The organism is Maridesulfovibrio sp., from assembly GCF_963678865.1.
Taxonomy (GTDB): domain Bacteria; phylum Desulfobacterota; class Desulfovibrionia; order Desulfovibrionales; family Desulfovibrionaceae; genus Maridesulfovibrio.
In genome coordinates this window covers 165685-184676 of record NZ_OY787459.1, presented here as the reverse complement: position 1 = coordinate 184676, position 18992 = coordinate 165685, and the positions used below count along the sequence as shown (strand labels likewise).

16 protein-coding genes are annotated in these 18992 nt (G+C 48.2%); 11 read left to right on the top strand and 5 right to left on the bottom strand.

The genetic code is table 11. From position 1 onward, the window contains the following. Positions 1-20: 20 nt before the first annotated feature. The 5 genes from ACKU41_RS00835 to ACKU41_RS00815 all read left to right on the top strand — a co-directional run bounded on the left by ACKU41_RS00835 (position 21) and on the right by ACKU41_RS00815 (position 8367). On the top strand, positions 21-962 hold the full coding sequence (locus ACKU41_RS00835) for a hypothetical protein (RefSeq protein WP_321403452.1): 942 nt from the start codon (positions 21-23) through the stop codon (positions 960-962). 13 nt (positions 963-975) lie between these two features. Further along, complete coding sequence (locus tag ACKU41_RS00830) at positions 976-3183, top strand: ATP-binding cassette domain-containing protein (RefSeq protein WP_321403450.1); 2208 nt, start codon at positions 976-978, stop codon at positions 3181-3183. A gap of 2 nt (positions 3184-3185) precedes the next feature. After that, positions 3186-4478 carry an HlyD family type I secretion periplasmic adaptor subunit gene (locus ACKU41_RS00825; protein WP_319779497.1) on the top strand — a complete coding sequence of 431 codons (1293 nt, stop codon included), beginning with the start codon at positions 3186-3188 and terminating at the stop codon, positions 4476-4478. A 20-nt stretch (positions 4479-4498) separates the two neighbouring features. Further along, the gene (locus ACKU41_RS00820) at positions 4499-6499 is read left to right on the top strand and encodes an HD domain-containing phosphohydrolase (RefSeq protein WP_321403447.1); all 2001 of its coding nucleotides are present in this window, start codon (positions 4499-4501) and stop codon (positions 6497-6499) included. A 161-nt stretch (positions 6500-6660) separates the two neighbouring features. Continuing rightward, a complete protein-coding gene (locus tag ACKU41_RS00815) occupies positions 6661-8367 on the top strand; it encodes a hypothetical protein (protein ID WP_321403445.1) in 1707 nt (568 codons plus the stop codon). A 46-nt stretch (positions 8368-8413) separates the two neighbouring features. Here ACKU41_RS00815 and ACKU41_RS00810 read toward each other — a convergent pair whose 3' ends face one another. Continuing rightward, positions 8414-9295, bottom strand: a complete 882-nt coding sequence (locus tag ACKU41_RS00810) for a mechanosensitive ion channel domain-containing protein (RefSeq protein ID WP_319779493.1) — start codon at positions 9293-9295, stop codon at positions 8414-8416. Positions 9296-9493: 198 nt separating this feature from the next. Here ACKU41_RS00810 and ACKU41_RS00805 point away from each other — a divergent pair, with 198 nt between their 5' ends. The 6 genes from ACKU41_RS00805 (at position 9494) to ACKU41_RS00780 (ending at position 15385) form a co-directional block, all read left to right on the top strand. After that, positions 9494-10285, top strand: coding sequence for a LytTR family DNA-binding domain-containing protein (locus ACKU41_RS00805; protein WP_321403443.1), 792 nt, complete (start codon positions 9494-9496; stop codon positions 10283-10285). Positions 10286-10450: 165 nt separating this feature from the next. Then, a complete protein-coding gene (locus ACKU41_RS00800) occupies positions 10451-12187 on the top strand; it encodes a LytS/YhcK type 5TM receptor domain-containing protein (RefSeq protein WP_321403441.1) in 1737 nt (578 codons plus the stop codon). A 68-nt stretch (positions 12188-12255) separates the two neighbouring features. Continuing rightward, positions 12256-12684, top strand: a complete 429-nt coding sequence (locus ACKU41_RS00795) for a hypothetical protein (RefSeq protein WP_319779490.1) — start codon at positions 12256-12258, stop codon at positions 12682-12684. Between the two features lies 1 nt (position 12685). Beyond that, entirely contained in the window at positions 12686-13048 is a 363-nt protein-coding gene (locus tag ACKU41_RS00790) for a hypothetical protein (protein WP_321403439.1), read from the top strand. Between the two features lie 147 nt (positions 13049-13195). Then, on the top strand, positions 13196-13762 hold the full coding sequence (locus tag ACKU41_RS00785) for a flavodoxin family protein (protein ID WP_321403437.1): 567 nt from the start codon (positions 13196-13198) through the stop codon (positions 13760-13762). 204 nt (positions 13763-13966) lie between these two features. Next, entirely contained in the window at positions 13967-15385 is a 1419-nt protein-coding gene (locus tag ACKU41_RS00780; protein ID WP_321403436.1) for a carbon starvation protein A, read from the top strand. 101 nt (positions 15386-15486) lie between these two features. On the opposite strand, the gene ACKU41_RS00775 is transcribed toward ACKU41_RS00780, so the two are convergent. From ACKU41_RS00775 to ACKU41_RS00760, 4 genes are all read right to left on the bottom strand, one after another. Further along, on the bottom strand, positions 15487-16347 hold the full coding sequence (locus ACKU41_RS00775) for a F0F1 ATP synthase subunit gamma (RefSeq protein ID WP_321403435.1): 861 nt from the start codon (positions 16345-16347) through the stop codon (positions 15487-15489). Continuing rightward, complete coding sequence (locus ACKU41_RS00770; protein ID WP_321403433.1) at positions 16334-17860, bottom strand: F0F1 ATP synthase subunit alpha; 1527 nt, start codon at positions 17858-17860, stop codon at positions 16334-16336. Before ACKU41_RS00770 ends, ACKU41_RS00775 begins: the two co-directional genes overlap by 14 nt. 77 nt (positions 17861-17937) lie before the next feature. Then, complete coding sequence (locus ACKU41_RS00765) at positions 17938-18669, bottom strand: ATPase (protein ID WP_321403431.1); 732 nt, start codon at positions 18667-18669, stop codon at positions 17938-17940. A gap of 2 nt (positions 18670-18671) precedes the next feature. Continuing rightward, positions 18672-18950, bottom strand: a complete 279-nt coding sequence (locus ACKU41_RS00760; RefSeq protein WP_015852105.1) for a F0F1 ATP synthase subunit C — start codon at positions 18948-18950, stop codon at positions 18672-18674. Positions 18951-18992: the final 42 nt, after the last annotated feature.

The window sequence follows — 18992 nt, the reverse complement described above, 5'->3', positions numbered from 1 at the left end:
CTTACGAGGAAAATATATAAATGTCTGCTGATAACGGCCCACCGTGGCCGGGTTTTGTTGATGCCCTCTCCACCGTACTCATGATGATGGTCTTTTTCACCCTGCTCATGGTGCTGGTGACAGGTACACTCTCATATATTGTAGCGCTGAAGGAAGTTAAGCCCGGAGCAGCCACTTCGACCGAACAGGTGGAAACCAAGGTTGCTGCAGCGCAGGATCTTTCTTTTATGGAAAAACCTTCTTCCGTGGACAAACTAGCCGAAACCATGACGCAAAGTGCTGTTCTGGGTAAAGAAGACCTTGTAACCTCGCCTCCGCCGCAACGCTTTGACATCAAAGAATTTGAACGCGAAAAAGAAATGCTCCAGAAACGGGTTGCCCTTGCTGAAAGCGCAGCATGGACCGCCCATCTGGAACTTGAGAAGTTAAAAGAAGAACAACAAAAACAGAATGCCAGCAGAGATCCCGAACTGGCAGCGAAGCTTCAGGCCGCTCTCGAAAAAATCAAACGCCTTGAGGCTTCCGGCGCTGAAGAGAAAAAAGTACAGACTGAAGATGAATACGTCCCGCCGCCGTTCGTCACCAAACTTGTTCAGGGAATTAACAACAGGCACCGGGTCATCATCCTTTACAACAAACTGACCAGTACCCTTGAAGAAAAAACACAGTCAGAGCTTCTGGCCTGGGTCAAGCAGAACGAATCTGCCGTCATGCAGAAAGGACTGACGCTGACCGCTACCCTCAACCATGAAGGGGTATCTTCCAGTATGGCCAACTCCGTGTCATTCAAAAGACTTTACGGACTGATCAAGTTTGTGAACACTGAAGCGCATATACCTAAAAATAAAATAAAATTCAGGGCCTTGAACGATGGTGTTCCAGGAACCAATCAGGTTGTGGTCACCATCGGAAACAGCAAAGCAGGTAAAGGCGCGGATCTGAATGTTTCCGTTAAGAAATAAAGGTGGGCAGGCGTTGAAAAATCAAAAACAAGCCCCTGTAAAAAACGATACTATCGATACTCAAAAAAAACGTCAGGAGACAACGGACGGGACGGAGAAAAAGAACTTCGTGCCGCAGGAGAATATCGGCCTATTCAATCCCGGCGAAGATGAAAAAGGGGCGTCAATCACCTCCTGCCTGAAAAAAATAGCTGATAAATACGGTATTGTTGTAACCGGAAGTTCCCTGCAGTTGGGCAGCTCATCCCCGGTCAATGAATACCTGCGCCTCCAGGCTGACAACATGGCACTGGGATTAGCCATCAAGCCCCTGCCCTTCAGAATTGAAGAGGACATGCTGCCGCTCATCGTACAATACAATGACGGCAGTTTTGCTCTGCTGGAGGAAAAAGTAGGCAGGAGACTGACCCTCTGGAACGGCAAGCAGGAAATCATCCGCAACAAAAAGTCGGAATTTTCCGAGTTCAAGGATTGGTCCTGCTCACTCAAACCTATTTTTGAAACAGACAAGGTTCCATTTTTAAGCCTGCCATGGTTTCTTGGACAGATCGGGAAAATGTGGCCCATGTATTCGCAGGTAATTCTGGCCACGGTGCTGATCCATTGCTTTACACTGGTAATCCCCCTGCTTATGGGCATATTTTATGACCGCATCCTGCCCAACCTTGCGGAAAACTCTCTGCGGGTACTGATCACCGGTGCCATCATTGTGCTGGCTTTTGATTATATTCTCAAAAACGTACGCACATCCCTTGTGGAAAAAGCCGCTCTGCGTGTTGAGCAGGATGCCGAACCACAGCTGCTCTCACTTTTTCTGGATACAACCTACTCCAAGCTTCCCATCTCCGCGGGGCATCTGGCCCATGCAGTGCAGGAATTTTCGCGCATCAAATCTCTTTTTACTACCCAGTTGGTGGTCGGCTCCATCGACTTTTTCTTTTTATTCTTTTTCCTGTTAATAATTTATCTGAACAGCGGAATGCTTTTCGCCGTTCCGGCGGTGACATCTTTTCTGGTGCTCATTGTGGCTATTGTCTACGGATTTTTCATTGACACCAACGTATCTGCGCAAAGCAAACTACAATCACGCAAGACTTCATTTTTAAATGAAATTTTCAATGGCATTGAATCCATCAAAATCACCAATGCCGCAAGACTCTTTGTTTCCCGCTGGGCTTCTGAGATTGAAAAATCGGGGGAAATGGCCTCAAGATACCGCATAGCCCAATCCCGCTGTTCCATGACCACAGGTTTTCTGGGACAGTTGAATTCTGCAGGTCTGCTGATTGTGGCTTTCTTCCTGATCAAAAGCGGGCACATGAGCAGCGGCGGCCTGCTTTCGACCATGGTTCTTTCCGGACGCTGCATTGCAGTTTCCGCCAGCATGTCCAATTTAATAACATCCTATCTTTTTGCACGCCGGTCCTACAAAGATCTGCGCCAGATATTGAAGCTGGAAAAAGAAACAAACGAAACACGCCAGTTTAAAATCCAGCAGTTGGGTGGCGGAGTCCGCTTTGACAGCGTATCCTTCCGCTACCATCCGGAAGCTGCATACGCCCTTGAAAATATATCCTTTGAAACAAAAGCCGGCGAAAAAGTAGGAATCATAGGCCCCATGGGCAGCGGTAAATCCACCATGCTCAAACTGCTGGCCGGACTGGCTGACCCCAGTGAAGGACTGGTCATGCTGGATGGGCATAACATGGCCCACCTGAATATTGAAAAAGTGCGCGAATTTGTGGGTGTGGTTCCGCAGTCCCCGGTTCTTTTTCACGGAACCCTTGAGCTGAACCTGCTTATGGGCTCGCGTACAGCCACCCAGAAATCACTGCGTCAGGCCCTGACTATTTCTGGGATTGATAAATTTGTTTCCAAACACCCGCTGGGATTGAAAATGCCCATTCTTGAAGGGGGCAAAAACCTTTCCAGAGGACAGCGGCAGGCTGTAGCTGTCGCCCGCGCCCTGATCAGTGATCCGCCGCTGCTGCTGCTTGATGAGCCGACCAGCTCCATGGATTCCACGCAGGAAAGGATACTCATCAACCAGATCAAGGAAACCATGGCTGAGAAATCCATTTTTGTGGTCACCCACAGACCACAGATTCTTGAAGTTGTGGACCGGATTATGGTTATTGATCAAAGCCGCATAGTAGCTGATGGCCCACGTGACCAGATCATACGCAAACTTTCCGGCCAGGCTCCGGCAAATCAGGGTTAGTCATGGGAAAACACTGGAAAAGCAACCTCTTGTGGTCTCTGGAGAAAAGCCTCGGCAACTGCATTGTGCTGCTGCTGATCCTGGCCTTCATGACTATTTTTCTACTTTGGGCTCACTCCAGCAACATTGAGAAAACCGTACGCGCACAGGGTGTTGTTGAAACCAACCTGACTGATAAAATCGTAGGTCACTTTGAGGGTGGTGTGGTTGAAAAAGTCTTCGTAGAGGAAGGCGATACCGTCCGTAAAGGGCAGGAAATCGTAGCTATCGCCAACACGCACATCACGGAGAAACGCAACAAATCACTCATTAAAATGAAGCGGTTGCAGGCCAAACTCAATCGTCTGATGGCGGAAAGCACCAAGAACACAGAAGAATTTGCAGCAAAAGCATCCACCCCGGAAGAAAAAAGCGAAATACAGTTCGCCCGCATCAGAGGAGATGCGCTGGATGAAAAAATAAACATCCTCAAAACGCAGATTCAACAATCAAGGGCCGCCCTTTCCGCCAGCGAAAAGCACGTTAAAAACCTGCTTGATGAACAGAAGGTGCTTAAAGAACAGCACGACATGCTTGAACCAATGGTCAAAAAAGGTATCGGTTCCCGGCAGTTGTTGCTGCAGCGCAAAACAGAACTGGCAAAAATAACCACCGCAATTGCTGAAATCTACAACAAAAGAGATGAATACTCCCTTGAAATACGGGAACTTCAACAACGCATCAATCAGGAAGAGCTTGATTTTTACCGCGACATCCGCGAGGAAATCAACCTCGTCAGCTCTGAACTTAAATCAGTGCGCGAAGAACTCAACGCCGCAAATGAACAGATTATACGCAGCGTTATCCGCTCCCCCATTGACGGAACAATCTACAAACTGAGCGCAAACACCGTCGGCGGTATCGTCCGTTCCGGGGAAGCTTTGGCCGAAATCGTCCCCCTTGACGCGACCATCCGCATTGAAGGCAAAGTCAAGCCCAGTGACCGTACCAAAATCTGGAACGGGATGATGGCCAAAATCCGGCCTTCATCATATGAATTTTCCGACCAGACCATGCTCAAAGCCAAGATCGTCAACATTTCGGCTAAGACCTATTTCGACGATCTGACCCGTTCATGGTATTACCGGGTCATATTCAATACGGTTAAAGAAGACGCCGGCAAGGTAAAAGAATTCCTGCCAGGGATGATCGTTGAAGTTAACATTCTATCCGGCAAGGAAAGCGTCCTTGAATACCTGCTCTCACCGATCACACGGGGCATGCGCGGAGCCCTTTCGGAACATAACACCCGCTAGTCCATAAATAGGAAATCATAATGCCGAATAAAAATATCGAAACCATGAAACGGATATTCTCGATTAAAAACCTGTTGCTGATTCTGCTGATAGGCGCACTCCTCGGAGGAGGTTACAAGACACTCAACTACCTCTGGAATAATAAAAAAGCATCAGTGAAAGCCGACCTCAAAGAATATCAGCAGGCGGTTGTTGAAAACGAATCAGAACTCCTCTCCGCCCAGCTGGTCAGCTTTGTAACACGCGGGAAAGAGCTTGCCCGATCCAGAATCTTCAGAATTGCCATGGACAAACTCAATTCACATGACAATGAAGAAGTAACCAAAGCACAGGAAGACCTGCGAAATTTTGTAAAAGCATGCGGATTCGCCGCAGGTTACCTTTTTGAACCGGACGGTAAAATATTTGCCGCTACGGCCGGCCCGGAAGAAATTTCAGGACAGGGCAATACTGAATCCGTTCAACAAACACTTCATAGCCGGACCCCCATGTTTTCCCCCCTGCGTATGGAAAGTACCGGCCTTGTCACCGATCTGTTTATCCCGGTATATGACGCTTACGCGAGCAGCACATCCGAACCGCCGTCATTGATACTCATGCTTGAAGTTCCCATGACTTCAATCCTGCGTGCTTTTCTGGAATCAGAACGCACATTCAAGTACAAAAGCTCAATCCATCTTATTCAGCAAAACGGTGACACAAGTGAAGAAACGGTCTTCAGTTACCCGGAAACACTTAAACTTCAGGCTATGAAAGTCTCTTTTGCCGGAGTCAGCGAAGTTCTTTTCGGGATCAGGACCGACCTTTCCATGAGCAAAAAAGTATACTCATCAGCGCAGTTCATCCCTGTGGTCAACTGGTGGGTCATGATAGAGACCGACACGGCTGTAGCAGACCGGATTTTCACAATATACAAACAGGAAAGTATTATCTTCGCTAGCTTGGCCCTTGCCGGGATTATATTTTTCATTCTTACTGTCCGCTTTATCGCTTCCACCCGAAAATACCACCTTAAAAGTTCAAGGCTGGAAAAAAAACTTCCGGTCCTGCAGAAAGAACTCGCACTGCTGCGCATTGTGAATAATTCCCTTCCGGAACCGGTAAGCCTCAAAAAGAGTGAGAGTGGAACATTTTTACACGTGAACAAATCCTTCATGGATTTAACCGGGCTGAATAAAACCGACGCCCTCAACCTTACTGATAACCAGGTTTTCGATCATAATGAGGCCGAAGCTCTCTCTCATGGAGACGAGATGGTCAGTATGTCCAACAGCACCTACAGTGAAGAAATAACCCTGACCAGAGGAGCCGGCACTTCAACCCTGCAGGTGACTTTCGTTCCCTGTTCTGTTGAAGAGGAAGGAGACTCAATCCTTACGGTTTACCGCGATGTTACCAGTGAAAAAATGGCCTCCGAAAGAGGTATTGAAGTACGTCAGCAAGTCATTAACGCACTGATCCGTGCGGTGGAAAGTGTCCCTTTTCTAGACGGTCATACTTCCCTCATGCGTAAACTGGCCCTTGAGATTGCCGAAACCCTGCTCCTCAGTGACGCTGACTGTGCCACAGTTGAAGCGGCTGCAATTCTTTCACAGGTTGGTAAAACCTTTGTCCCCCGTGAAATCATGGAGAAAGAAGGGAAACTGACCCCGGAAGAAATTAAAGAAACACAAAGATACATTGAGCATACCTGTAGAATACTTGAAGGCGTTGAATTCGACCTGCCTATCACCCAGACAATCTGGCAGATGCAGGAGACCCTAGACGGTACAGGGTATCCCAACCAGTTGGAGGGAAAGAGCATTTCCACTCTGGCCAGAATTCTCGGAGTGACCAACACCTTCAGTGCCCTTGTTCAGAAACGCTCCTACCGCAAGGCCAAGACCGCACGGCAGGCAGTTGAAATTTTACAAAGCATGGCCGACAAAAAATACGACAGCTCGGTAATTGAAGCTTTAGGCGCTGTAATTGAAACCAGGGCAGGTAAAGTAATTTTAAACGAAAGCCATGTAGATATATAAAATCACAACCAGATATTATTTCATTATTTCAGGCAGGCATGTTATTTACATGCCTGTTTTTTTGACGGAAAACCTTCAACAATTAATGCTTGATCTAACCAAAAGATTTTAGCTAACAGTTTAATGATGGTTTTAATTTTTAATATATTCAGGAATAAACAATGAAAACTAAGAGTTATCGCATACTCCCGGTGATTGCTATTTTATTTGCAATTCTTCTGCTCCATAGCCCAACCAGCTCCATAGCACAGACTGAAACATTAACTTCTGTGCCTGCGATGAAGTCAACGGAATCACTGGTAGACCAACATACATCTCAGGCTGAAACTCTTGCAAACCTGCTGCAGTATAAATCAGAGCTCGAAAAGCAGATAGAAGACACAAAAAAACTGCTGAAAAAGCCACCTCATCAGATGGACAAAGAAGCTCTCGCAGCCAAATTGAACGATCTGAAACAACAGCTCCATAACGTCAGCCAGAATTTCATCAAAGTAGCCACCGGCCTTGACCTTGCCATATTCAATGAAGACTCACAGCACAATTTTGTCTGGCAGGAAGAAGTGGAAACACTGGTCCGTCCGCTGCTTCAGGAACTGAAAGAAATGACAAAACGCCCGCGTCAGATTGAACGCTTGAAAAGCCGGGTCGCTTATTTTGAAAGCCGTCTGCCCAGAGCAGAAGAAGCCGTAAAAAGCATTGATACCCTGATTGCCGCAGCCAAATCCCCTGCACTGAAAACAGAGCTGGGCACTCTCAGAGCTGATTTTGAAAAACGCAAAACCAATATTGATAACCAACTGGATGTAGCCCGTTTTGAGCTGGCGGAACTGACCAAGGACAAACAGTCTTTTTACGAGTCCACTAAAAAGGTTATGGCTGTCTTTTTTAAAAGCCGCGGCAAAAACATTCTCCTCTCCATACTGGCCTTTGCCGGAGTTTTTTTCTTTTTCCGCTTTGTGGACAAAGTATTCAAGAAAAGCCACCCGGCTTTCAAAACCAAAGAACGCCCATTCTACATCCGGTTAATTGAAGTCCTGCTGCTTATCTTCACAGTCATTGCCGCGACTTCTGCCTCTCTTTTTACCCTTTACATATCCGGTGACTGGTTCCTGCTTAGCATTGCCATCATTTTCATCATCGGCGCACTCTGGACTGCACGGGAAGGTTTCACCCGCTACTATGAGCAGGTAAAACTTATTCTCAACCTCGGTTCTGTCCGTGAAAATGAACGTATCACATACAACGGAGTACCCTGGCAGGTAGACAGGCTGGCACTTTTCGCCAAACTTAAAAACCCGGCCCTCGACCCCAGCCGCATCAGACTGCCCATTGGTAAACTGGAAAATGTCGTTTCCCGTCCGGTCGGCAAAAATGAACCGTGGTTCCCGTGCATGATTGACGACTGGGTAATACTCTCTGACGGAGTACGCGGTAAAGTCGTCAGCCAGTCCCCTGATATGGTGGAACTGGTCCAGCGCGGCGGAACCTACGTAACCTATCAGACTTCTGATTTTCTGGGTCTGAACCCCAAAAACCTGTCCCGCAATTTCCGCCTGAAATCGGTATTCGGCATCGACTATGCCCATCAGGCTGATTGCACATCCGGCATTGTTGCACAGGCCAAAGAGTTTATTGCAGCCAAACTGGAAGAAGACGGCTACACCGAACACGTGCTGAACCTGAACGTGGAATTTGAATCCGCTGGTGCATCATCGCTTAATCTGGTTATCATCGCTGATTTCCATAGAGATATTGCAGCCCTCTACGGACGCCTGCAACGCGCCCTGCAACGCTACAGTGTCGAAGCCTGCACCAACTTCGGCTGGGGAATCCCCTTTGACCAGATTGTGGTTCACAAAGCTGAATAACCAATAAAATAAAAAGGGTTGCAGGCATAGTCTGCAACCCTTTTTATTACTCTACATTGTGCATATGCACATCGCTTTGCGGATAAGGAATGGATATACCGGCTTCATCAAATGAAATCTTGATTTTCTCCAGCAGAGCAAACTTGGTGGCCCAATAGTCCGCACTGCCGACCCATGGACGCACAAAAATATCAATGCTCGAATCTCCGAGATTACCGACAGCAATCAACGGTTCAGGAAAATTTAGAACCCTGTCTTCTGCATCCAGAATTGATTTAATTACGGATTTAGCCTTTTCAATATCATCCTCATATCCAATGCCTATAATCAAATCGAGGCGCCTTGTTTTATGGGCAGAGGTGTTGACAATTACCGCACCGAGAATAGATGAATTAGGCACAACCACCCTTTGATTATCGGGAGTGGAAAGTTCCGTGTAAAAAGCCGACAGTTCCTGAACAGTACCGGAAGTCCCGGCGATAGTAACGTAATCGCCCTTTTTGAACATGCGGAACAAAATCAGCATAACTCCGGCGGCAAAGTTGGCAAGGGTGTCTTTCAGGGCAAGACCGATAGCAAGACCGGCGGCACCTAAAACAGCGAGAAACGAAGTAACATTAATTCCTGCTTGGCCTAGTGCTGCAACAACAAATGCCGACAATAAAGCATAGTAAATGATAGTGGCGATAAAAGTGGTCAGAATATCGTCAACCTTAGCCTTGATCATAACTTTCTTGACTAAATTGGAAATCTGCCGGGAAACAAGACGCCCCACCAGTAAAACAAGCAAAGCTACTAAAATACGCAAGCCATTCACACTGACAAAAGCTATGGCGTCTTCAGCAAATTTACTTACTGAATCAGGGTTCATAAGATCAATCTGCATTTGTGACATAGCGTCAACCGCAACTTTTCCAGTTCCGTTCATGAAAACCACCCGTATGTTTGATTATTAATGACTGACAAGGCCTTTCCTTTAATCTCTATTTAGCTCATTTGCCATTATTGAGGCAATGACGAATTGAAAAATATAAGTGGAAATTGCTTAATCCGTACATTTGCTTTTAGCCGGATTTATCTTTATCCATGAAAATACGTAATCCAAACCCCACAACCGGATAATTTGATGCCCTCATCACAAAAAATACGCTGCATCCTCATAGATGACGAAATACCAGCCATTGATGAATTGAATTTTCTGCTTTCGGACTTCAGTGATATCAGTGTCATAGGAACCGCAAACTCTGCATCACAGGGAGTGAAGATCATTGCGGAAAAAGAACCGGATCTTGTTTTTCTAGATATCCAGATGCCCGGTAAAAACGGTTTTCATGTCCTGCAGGAAATAATGCAATTTCCTGAACCTCCACTGGTGGTATTTGCTACTGCATATGATGAGTATGCCCTGCAGGCCTTTGAGGAAAATGCGGTGGACTATATCCTCAAACCCCTATCACGGGAAAGACTGGAAAAAAGTATTAAACGGGTCCGGTGCCTTGTTTACGCCAATTGTGAAGAAAAGGTTGAACTGCCGGATATGAACGCCCTGCTCAACTCCATGGGTATGAATACGAAGGTTCTGCGCATCTCAGTCGAAGCCAACGGACGCATCCTGCTGCTTGAACCTTCCGATGTCATTCTTTGCCGGGTCGAAGAACGGAAAATAATGATATACACGGCCAAAGGCATATTTCCCTGCAACGGAGACAAAACTCTTGATAAACTTGAAGAACGACTACAGGGCCAGCCGTTCTTCCGTACCAGTCGGAGCGAGATGGTCAATCTTACCCATGTGCGCGATTTTGCCCCGTGGTTTAATGGCAAATATGTGGTCACCATGAAACATATTGCTGAGCAGGAAATCATCATCAGCAAAGGCCGAGTCAAAAATTTCCGCCAGCGTTTAGGGTTGGCTTAAAAATATCTCCAGTATCCAGTGCTGCTTTATCTCCGTAAGACCCGAGCAAAAAACTCTCGCCTAACGGCTATAGGTAAGAAAGCTTTGGAAAATTTTCGCTGGAATCTTTCAAGCTTTTTAATTTGTATCGCAGCTTCGTCAGTTAAATTTTACTAATATATTATTATGAATCCAGAAACTTTAATTATCACTCTTGCCGAACGGTTCGGCCTGATCGTAGCAGGAGCTTTCCTGCTCTTGACTATTACTCCGATTCATAGAATCGGATTCCGCCAGAGTTCTCCCAGAACCAATACCATTCTGCAGATACTTATTTTTGGAATTTGCGGTATTCTAGGAACTTACGGCGGGAACTTCGTATTCCAATCCGTTGCAAACCTACGTGCCATGGCGGTTATTACCGGTGGATTGTTCGGAGGACCGCTAGTGGGCCTCGGCGCAGGGCTGATTGCAGGAGGACACCGTATATTAATCGATATAGGTGGATTCAGTGCCATCCCTTGCGGAACGGCAACCATGATCGAAGGCCTTGCAGCCGGAATAGTCTCTCTGCATCTAACCAATAAAATGGACTGGCGGGCCGCAGCCGGGCTTGCCTTTGGGGGTGAGATCCTCCATATGATCATGGTCCTTTACCTCTCTCACCCCTATAAAGAGGCCCTGCAGCTGGTGAAGCTCATAGCAATGCCCATGATAGTGCTGAACACATTCGGCGCAGCCCTGTTCGCACAGGTGATCAATGTAGTTTTCCGCCACGGCACCAAGCAGGATTCCGTCAAGGCCCAGCACATTCTCGATATCGCCAACCTTACTGTCAGCCATCTGAGATCAGGGCTGACCATGGATTCAGCGCAGGAAACGGCCAAGATCATCTACGCCCACCTCACCGCAGCGGCTGTTGCCATTAGCGACAACGTTAATGTGCTGGCCCATGTTGGAGCAGGGGCAGATCACCATCTACCCGGAAAAAAAATCCGTACTGAATCCACATGGAAGGTCCTCACTGAAGGAGAACCTTTGTTTTTGGAAAGCAGTAAAATAATCGGTTGCGCTCATCCGGGCTGTCCATTCACATCTGCGGCTGTGGTTCCCCTACATAAAAACGGTGAAGTCGTCGGCACACTCAAACTGTATGGAACCCGTAAAAACCAGCTGGACCAACTCTCCTTTGAAATGGCTAAAGGGCTGGCCAATCTTTGCTCCACCCAGCTGGAATTGGAAGAAATCCAGATAAAGGAACAAATGCTGAGCCATGCGGAAATCCGCCGTTTACAGGCCCAGATCAACCCCCACTTCCTGTTCAATTCTCTGAACACAGTCACATCTTTCTGCCGGACCAATCCGGACCGCGCCCGTGAACTTTTGCTGGAGCTTTCAAAATATATGCGCAAAAACCTCGACAGCAGCCGTGGTTACGTTCCCCTGCACGAAGAACTTGCGCAGTTGCAAAGCTATCTGGCCATTGAGCAGGCCCGTTTCGGCGAACGCATCAAAGTTGATTTGAATGTAGAGGAAACATGTCTTGACTGGCCAATCCCCCCCCTAATCATCCAGCCGCTGGTGGAAAACAGCGTTAAACACGGTCTAATGGGCCGTGAAGAAGGTGGGACAATCACCATTAAAATTCATTGTGATAATGAAGAAATGGACGTCTCTATCATAGATGACGGAATCGGAATGGCGCGGGAACAAATTGAAGCCATCTACGCCAAAAAGAAAATCGATTCCCGCGAAAAAGGAATCGGGGTCCGCAACTGCATTCAACGTCTGGAACAGATTTACGGTCCGCAATATAAAATGGCTATTGCCAGTGAAGAAGAAAAGGGGACTGAAATAACCTTCCGCGTTCCTAAGTTGCGCACCGCAGTTCAAATGCAGGAGTTTACCGGTAAGACAAGATAGAATCTTGCCAAAAAAACTAGGCTGCTCTAAATTGAATCTTGCAAATCCATTAATTAAAGGCCGCAACTATGAATAAATGCTCCTGCAATACCCGCATATTTGATTCCTTTTCCGCACGCATCAAGACCCTGCACGAAACAGTGCACTCTAAATCCACCTCGGGCATCAAACTATACAGCACAATCAGGACCCTATTCGTAATCAAAAGCCTCAGCCGTATTGTCATCCGTAATTTTTCCAAAGACTGGCAGGAAGCATCCTGCCACATCAATGCTGATGCCGGGTGTATGAGTGTGCTGCAAAAAGCAATCATACTTAAAGACCGGTTGACAGAGACACACATGCTACTCTGCACACAGCCCTCACCTTTCGCCCGCTGGGCCGGAAGAAGACTGACCGGTCCGGTGCTGGACTGGAATGATCTGGTGCTGGACCTTTCCATCGCCTCAGACCCGGAAATCCAGCACTCGCTCAGTGAGCTTGAGGAGGTGCTTTAGGATGATCCTGCTTCAAGAAACAGACGCCTATTTACGCTACGAAAAAAGCCTGCTCAAAAAATATCCGCAGGCTGAACGGGACATCACCCGCGCCAAGAAAAAAATTATAAAGCGCCCGGCCCGGGGTGTCGTTTACCGGGGCCTCAACAAAATTGCCCTGCGCAAAGTCCGGGTTGCCATCAGAATCCTGCGAATCTCACCCCGCAAGGGGTTACGGCTTTTCTACTTTTACTCCGAAAAGAAAAACAAGGCCGTCCCCATTTTTATCTTCAAAAAAGGACGCCCCCAGACTGAGGGACAGGTCATGAAACTTTTCAACCGCGCTGTTAATGAAGTCGTCAAAGAGCTTAAAAACGAGCATTAACTTGAGAATTCTACCATTTGGAGATTGCGCACAGATCCATTCTTGATTAGCCTGCGCCAATCATACTTCAAGTTATTTTAAACACAGGCGTATTACTCTATCACGCCTGATTAATCACCATTATCAATAAAAATTCAGGAGCAAAAAGTGAAAGTTCTTTGCCTTCAAGGCAGTGCCAGAAAAAAAGGCCATACCGCAAAAATGATCGAATGGGTTGAAGAAGAACTCAAGGAAATGGGTCACGAAGTTGAAACCATCTACCTTCACGACAAAGAAATGAAAGGTTGCATGGCTTGTATGAAGTGTAAGGAAAAACCGGAAGAGATAGGCTGCGTGATTAAAGACGACATCCCGGCAATTCTGGAACAGATGGTAGCTTCCGACGCCGTGGTCTTTGCTTCACCGCTCTACTTCTGGGGTCCCTCCGCACAGCTCAAGACAGTAATAGACAGGACCTACAGCCTGTACGTGGACTACCATATGCCGACCCACGCTTCCCTCATCAAGGACCAGCGCCACGGTTTCCTTGTCACCGGCGGCGGACCTTACGAAAACAACGCTGCAGAAACATTTACCGCGTTCTCCAGAATGAAAAAACCTCACCTGACCAACCACACCGCGTCACTGTTTTTAGGCGGCTGCAAGAACCCGGAAGAGCTTGGGGAAGAAGCCAGACAAAAAGCTGTTGAGTTCGCAAGAGAGCTGGTTAAGTAATTTTTTATTTCACACCGGTTACTGAAAAGCCTGACGTGATTTATGATCGCGTCAGGCTTTTTTATGAGAGGCCCCCTCTCGACAGCTATAAGTCGTTTCAAACATCGAAAACGGCATTTCAAACACAAAGCATAGAATTGCCCCCCTCCTTTATGAGATAAGAAGCGCATAAATTTTTTCAGCAAAAGGACGGAGGAACTTCTTATGCTATTTTTCTTTGCCTGTGTGGCAGCACTTATCGTCGGTTATATTATCTATGGTAAATTCGTGGACAACGTGTTCGCGCCTGATGCAAACCGCACCACTCCCGCATACGCCATGCGTGATGATGTTGACTACATGCCCATGCCCATGTGGAAACTCATGTTTATTCAGGTTCTGGACATCGCCGGAATCGGCCCCATCTTCGGCCCCATTCTAGGTGCTCTTTACGGTCCCGTAGCCCTTCTCTGGATTGTTATCGGCTGTATCTTTGCCGGAGCCGTACATGACTATTTCAGCGGCATGCTCTCCATCCGCAACAACGGCGCATCCGTTCCCGAACTGGTCGGTGAATACCTCGGCATGACGGCTCGTCAGGTAATGCGTGTGTTCGCGTTCGTACTGCTCATGCTGGTCGGTGTTGTATTCGTACTCGCCCCCGCAAAGCTGCTGACCGGGCTCACCGGCATAGAGACCGGAATCCTCGTGGCCTGCATCTTCGGTTACTACTTCCTCGCAACCATCCTGCCCATTGATAAACTCATCGGTAAACTCTACCCCATATTCGGCGCACTGCTTCTGGTTATGACCGTATCCCTCGCAGTAGCACTTATGTTCAGCGGCCACACCATGCTGCCCAACCTTGATTTCGCGGTTAACTTCCACCCCGGCGACAAGCCCATCTGGCCCCTTCTTTTCATCACCCTGTCCTGCGGTGCAATCAGCGGCTTCCACGCTACTCAGTCCCCGCTTATGGCCCGTTGTGTAAAAAATGAAAAAGAAGGCCGTCCCGTATTCTACGGCGCAATGATCATCGAAGGTATCATCGGCCTGATCTGGTGTACTCTCGGCCTGTCCTTCTACGAATCTCCCGAAGCACTCAACGCAGTTATCGCTGCCGGTTCCCCTTCCGCAGTAGTATCTGAAGTTGCAAACTCCCTGCTCGGCCCCGTAGGCGGCATCTTCGCTATCATCGCAGTTGTAATCCTGCCCATCACCAGTGGTGACACCGCTTTCCGCTCCACCAGACTTATCGTAGCGGAAACCTTCAAAATGGATCAGGGTCCCGCTATCAAACGTCTGCTTATAGCAATACCCCTGTTCGCTCTGGGCTACATTATCTCCACCCAGAACTTCTCCGCAATCTGGAGATACTTCGGTTTCTCCAACCAGTGCCTGTCCATGCTCGTTCTCTGGACTTCCGCAGTATACCTTGCCCAGAAAGCAAAAATGCACTGGATCGCATCCATCCCCGCAACCTTCATGACCGCAGTTGTCGCCACATTCATCTGTCAGGCCAAGATCGGTTTCGGACTGGACATGAACATCTCCATCATGATCGGTATCGCAGCAGCAGTAGCGGCATTCGGCGCATTCTTCGTGAAATACGTTCGCCCCAAAGCAGCTTTTGAAGCCAACTAAGACCTTCTTCCTATAGACGGATAACATACCACATGAAACTCCCCCGCTTGCTGATGCAGGCGGGGGAGTTTTATTTTGGGGTTAGAAAGCTATTGTGTCAATCACCCCCCGACAACTGCCTCCACTCCAGCTACAATATCAAGTAACTCACCGGTGATGTTGCCCTGCCGGGTAGTGCGGTATTCAGACTCAAGGCTCTCAACATGCTCAATGATATTTTTCTCGGCTACCTGCATAGCGGCGAGGCGGAAGCTGTTCTCGGCAGCTAAAGATTGAACAATTCCGCCATATACGGAGATGTATAGATATTCACTGAATAAACTTGAGAATAAATCATGGATCGGAACATTGGTCATGGGCAGACATTTTCCATCCCATTCCATGCTTCCGCTACGCTTGTTAAGGGGAAGAATATGACGGGCCGCAACCTTGGCCCCATTACTGATGTGCAAATTGTTAACTATGCTGAACCGGTTCATTCCGCGCTTATTGCGCCACTCTCCCAGATGCTGCTCAATCTCATCAACAACGGAATTAACACCACGCAAGCTGCCCGGAACACGAAAATTTAAATCAACCTCAATGCCGGAATCCTCCAACGCACCCCGCAACCGTTCCCCACAGGTCCAGCAGATGACTTTCTGCCCGGCGCTACGCATTTCATCCACAACTTTCACGGTCTCGACTCTGGCCAGCTCGTTAAACTGACCGCACATCCCTTGATCGGAACCTATTGCCAGTACTACAGCCACATCTTTCCGTAGACCACGGGAAAGTATTCCGGCATTGCGGAAAAAGACGGTCCAGCCCTGCTCAATGACCTCGGCATACTCGCCGACTCCCTTGGCTGCGTTTTCAAAATGACGGAGATTAACCGCAGCAAGGGCCTTCATGGTCTTGACCACTGAAAGCAGGTCACCTGTAGTCGCAATTTTCTTGCGTACAGCCTCAAGCTGCTGCATGGGCCTCCCTCCACTTACGCATCTGCTGACCAAGCGCTTTCTCAAGCTCGGCCCAAATTTCATCCTTTGGGTCAGCCTGAACCAAACGGTCAATGGGTTCAAAATTTTGTTCCATAGAGCTCAACAGGAACTGCTGAACCTCGGCAATTTGTTCCAGCGGGGTATCGTCCAGCAATCCAAGGGCTACAGCCCAGAGAACGACCACCTGCTGCACGGCACTGAGCGGAGAAATTCGATCCTGTTTAAGCAGTTCACGCACCCTCAGCCCATGCTCAATACGATTTCTGGTCTCCTGATCCAACCTCGTACCGAACCGAGCAAAAGCCTCCAACTCTTGAAACTGGGAATAGGTTAAACGCAGATCGCCGGAAACTTTACGATATGCCTTGGGCTGTGCACGTCCGCCCACGCGAGAAACCGACTTACCCACATCTATTGCCGGGAGCATGCCTTTCTGAAACAGAACCGGGGAAAGGTAGATCTGCCCATCGGTAATGGAAATAAGATTGGTAGGGATATAAGCCGAAATATTCTGGGCTTCAGTTTCAACTATAGGCAATGCTGTAAGTGTTCCGCCTCCATGTTCCGGCTTAAGCCTCGTGGAACGCTCCAGCAATCTGGAGTGAATATAGAAAATATCGCCCGGAAAAGCCTCTCGCCCCGGAGGTCGGCGCATAAGCAGGCTGAGCTGTCTATAAGCCTGAGCATGGCGGGTCAAATCATCATAGACAATAAGTACATCCTTGCCTTGCTCCATAAAATATTCAGCCATACTTGTTGCAGCATAGGGGGCAATATACTGCATTCCCGAGGGAGCATCACCATCAACCACGACCGCAAAAGTGTAATCCATAGCCCCGTGGTTACGCAAAGTATCCATGACCCTTGCCACAGAGGTGCTGCGTCGAGCGATAGCGCAATATACGCAAACTACGTCACCCTTTTTCTGATTCAAGATAATGTCGAGGGCTATGGAAGTCTTTCCGGTCTGGCGGTCACCGAGAATCAACTCACGCTGTCCGCGTCCGATAGGAATCAGCGTATCAATGACCTTAATACCGCTGGCCATAGGTGTATCCACAGGAGCGCGCATCAGGATAGGTGGTGCTTCCGATTCAACCACGCGAGTCTGAAATGTCTCAGGCTCAGGTCCCCCGTCCAACGGATTGCCCAGCGGGTCCACAATGCGCCCGATCAAAGAATCCCCCACGGGAACACTCAATACAGTACCGGACAAAACAGCTTCATCCCCGGCCTTAAGCTCAGTATTCGCGCCCAGCAGCGCCACACCGATTGAGTCCGGCAATAAATCAAGAGCCATTCCCGGAACATTATTACCAAGTGTGATCAGCTCTTCCGAGCGCACCGAACCAAGCCCCTGTACCCGAGCCACGCCGCGAGCCAATGACAGCACACGGCCCACTTCACGGGAATCCGGGCTGTAGTCCATATTCTCGCGGCCCTTTTCATGAGCGTTCAAGGCTTGATTTATATTTTTTTCCAGAAATGACATGGATGCCTCCGGCGGCTCTCCTTTTCAAAACTTTTTAATAGGCTTCGCCGCTTCGCTTGAAAAATCATGCGGGAAGTTCAGCTATTTATTTCCATCAAAATTTTTTGTTCTAATTCAGCTACGTATGAGTTCAGATTCCATTCCCATTTGCGGTCCCCGGCAATCAACTCAATGCCAAGGCCCAATCCGGGATCAGTTGAAAATATTCGTTCATTACGGACCGGAAACAATTCTTCAAGCAATTGCCTAAGACTTTGTTCTTGCAGGCCGGTATGCTTAAAGCCTGTACGAATTAAGATTTCCGAATTACCGCAATCAATGTTGCGGGCCTCGGCATCAATACGCTGCATAAAACCGTTTAAAATCAACTGTTCAAAATCACTACCGGAAAGGTCCTGCACAATACGGGCAGCTGTGGCGGAGACTTCATGGACGATTTTCTTGCGCAGATTTAACGCAGCACTTTCCTTTTCGCGCTCTAAAGCAGCAAGCCATTCCCTGCGCATAATTTCAATCTCGCCACGAGCGGAATCCATTGCCAGTTTCCGCCACTTTTCAGCCTCAGCATGAATTTCGGCCATGACGCGGGATTCACGGTTTTCAATATCCTCGTGCCGACGTCGGAGCTCTGCGCTAAGGGCCTTCGCTTCAGCACGGTCCTTAAGCAGTGTTTGCGTTTCCAAGGCAAGACGCTCCTTACGTTGCTGCATGGCCGTAACAATAGGCTTATACAGAAACAACCTGAGCAATGCGATAAGCACAAAGAAATTCACGATCTGGGCAATTATCGTGAACCAGTCCAATAACATTTTCAGCCTCCGGCCTTTTCAAGAAAATAAGACCAAAACGGATTAGCAAAAAGAAGGATCATTGCCAGAACAAAGCAATAAATAGCAGTTGACTCAACCATCGCCATACCAACAAACAAGAACTTCACAATGGTATTGGTCTCATCCGGCTGCTGGGCGATGGAACTCAACGCCCGCGAGAGGGCCATCCCCTCACCGATAGCAGGACCGATGGCCCCGATTCCCATGCAAAGCCCGGCCGCAATAATCGACCCAAAAGCAATCCAACCAAGAGTTTCCATAGTTACCTCCTTTTTAACTGCCTCCGGCGGCTGGGGAAGGGG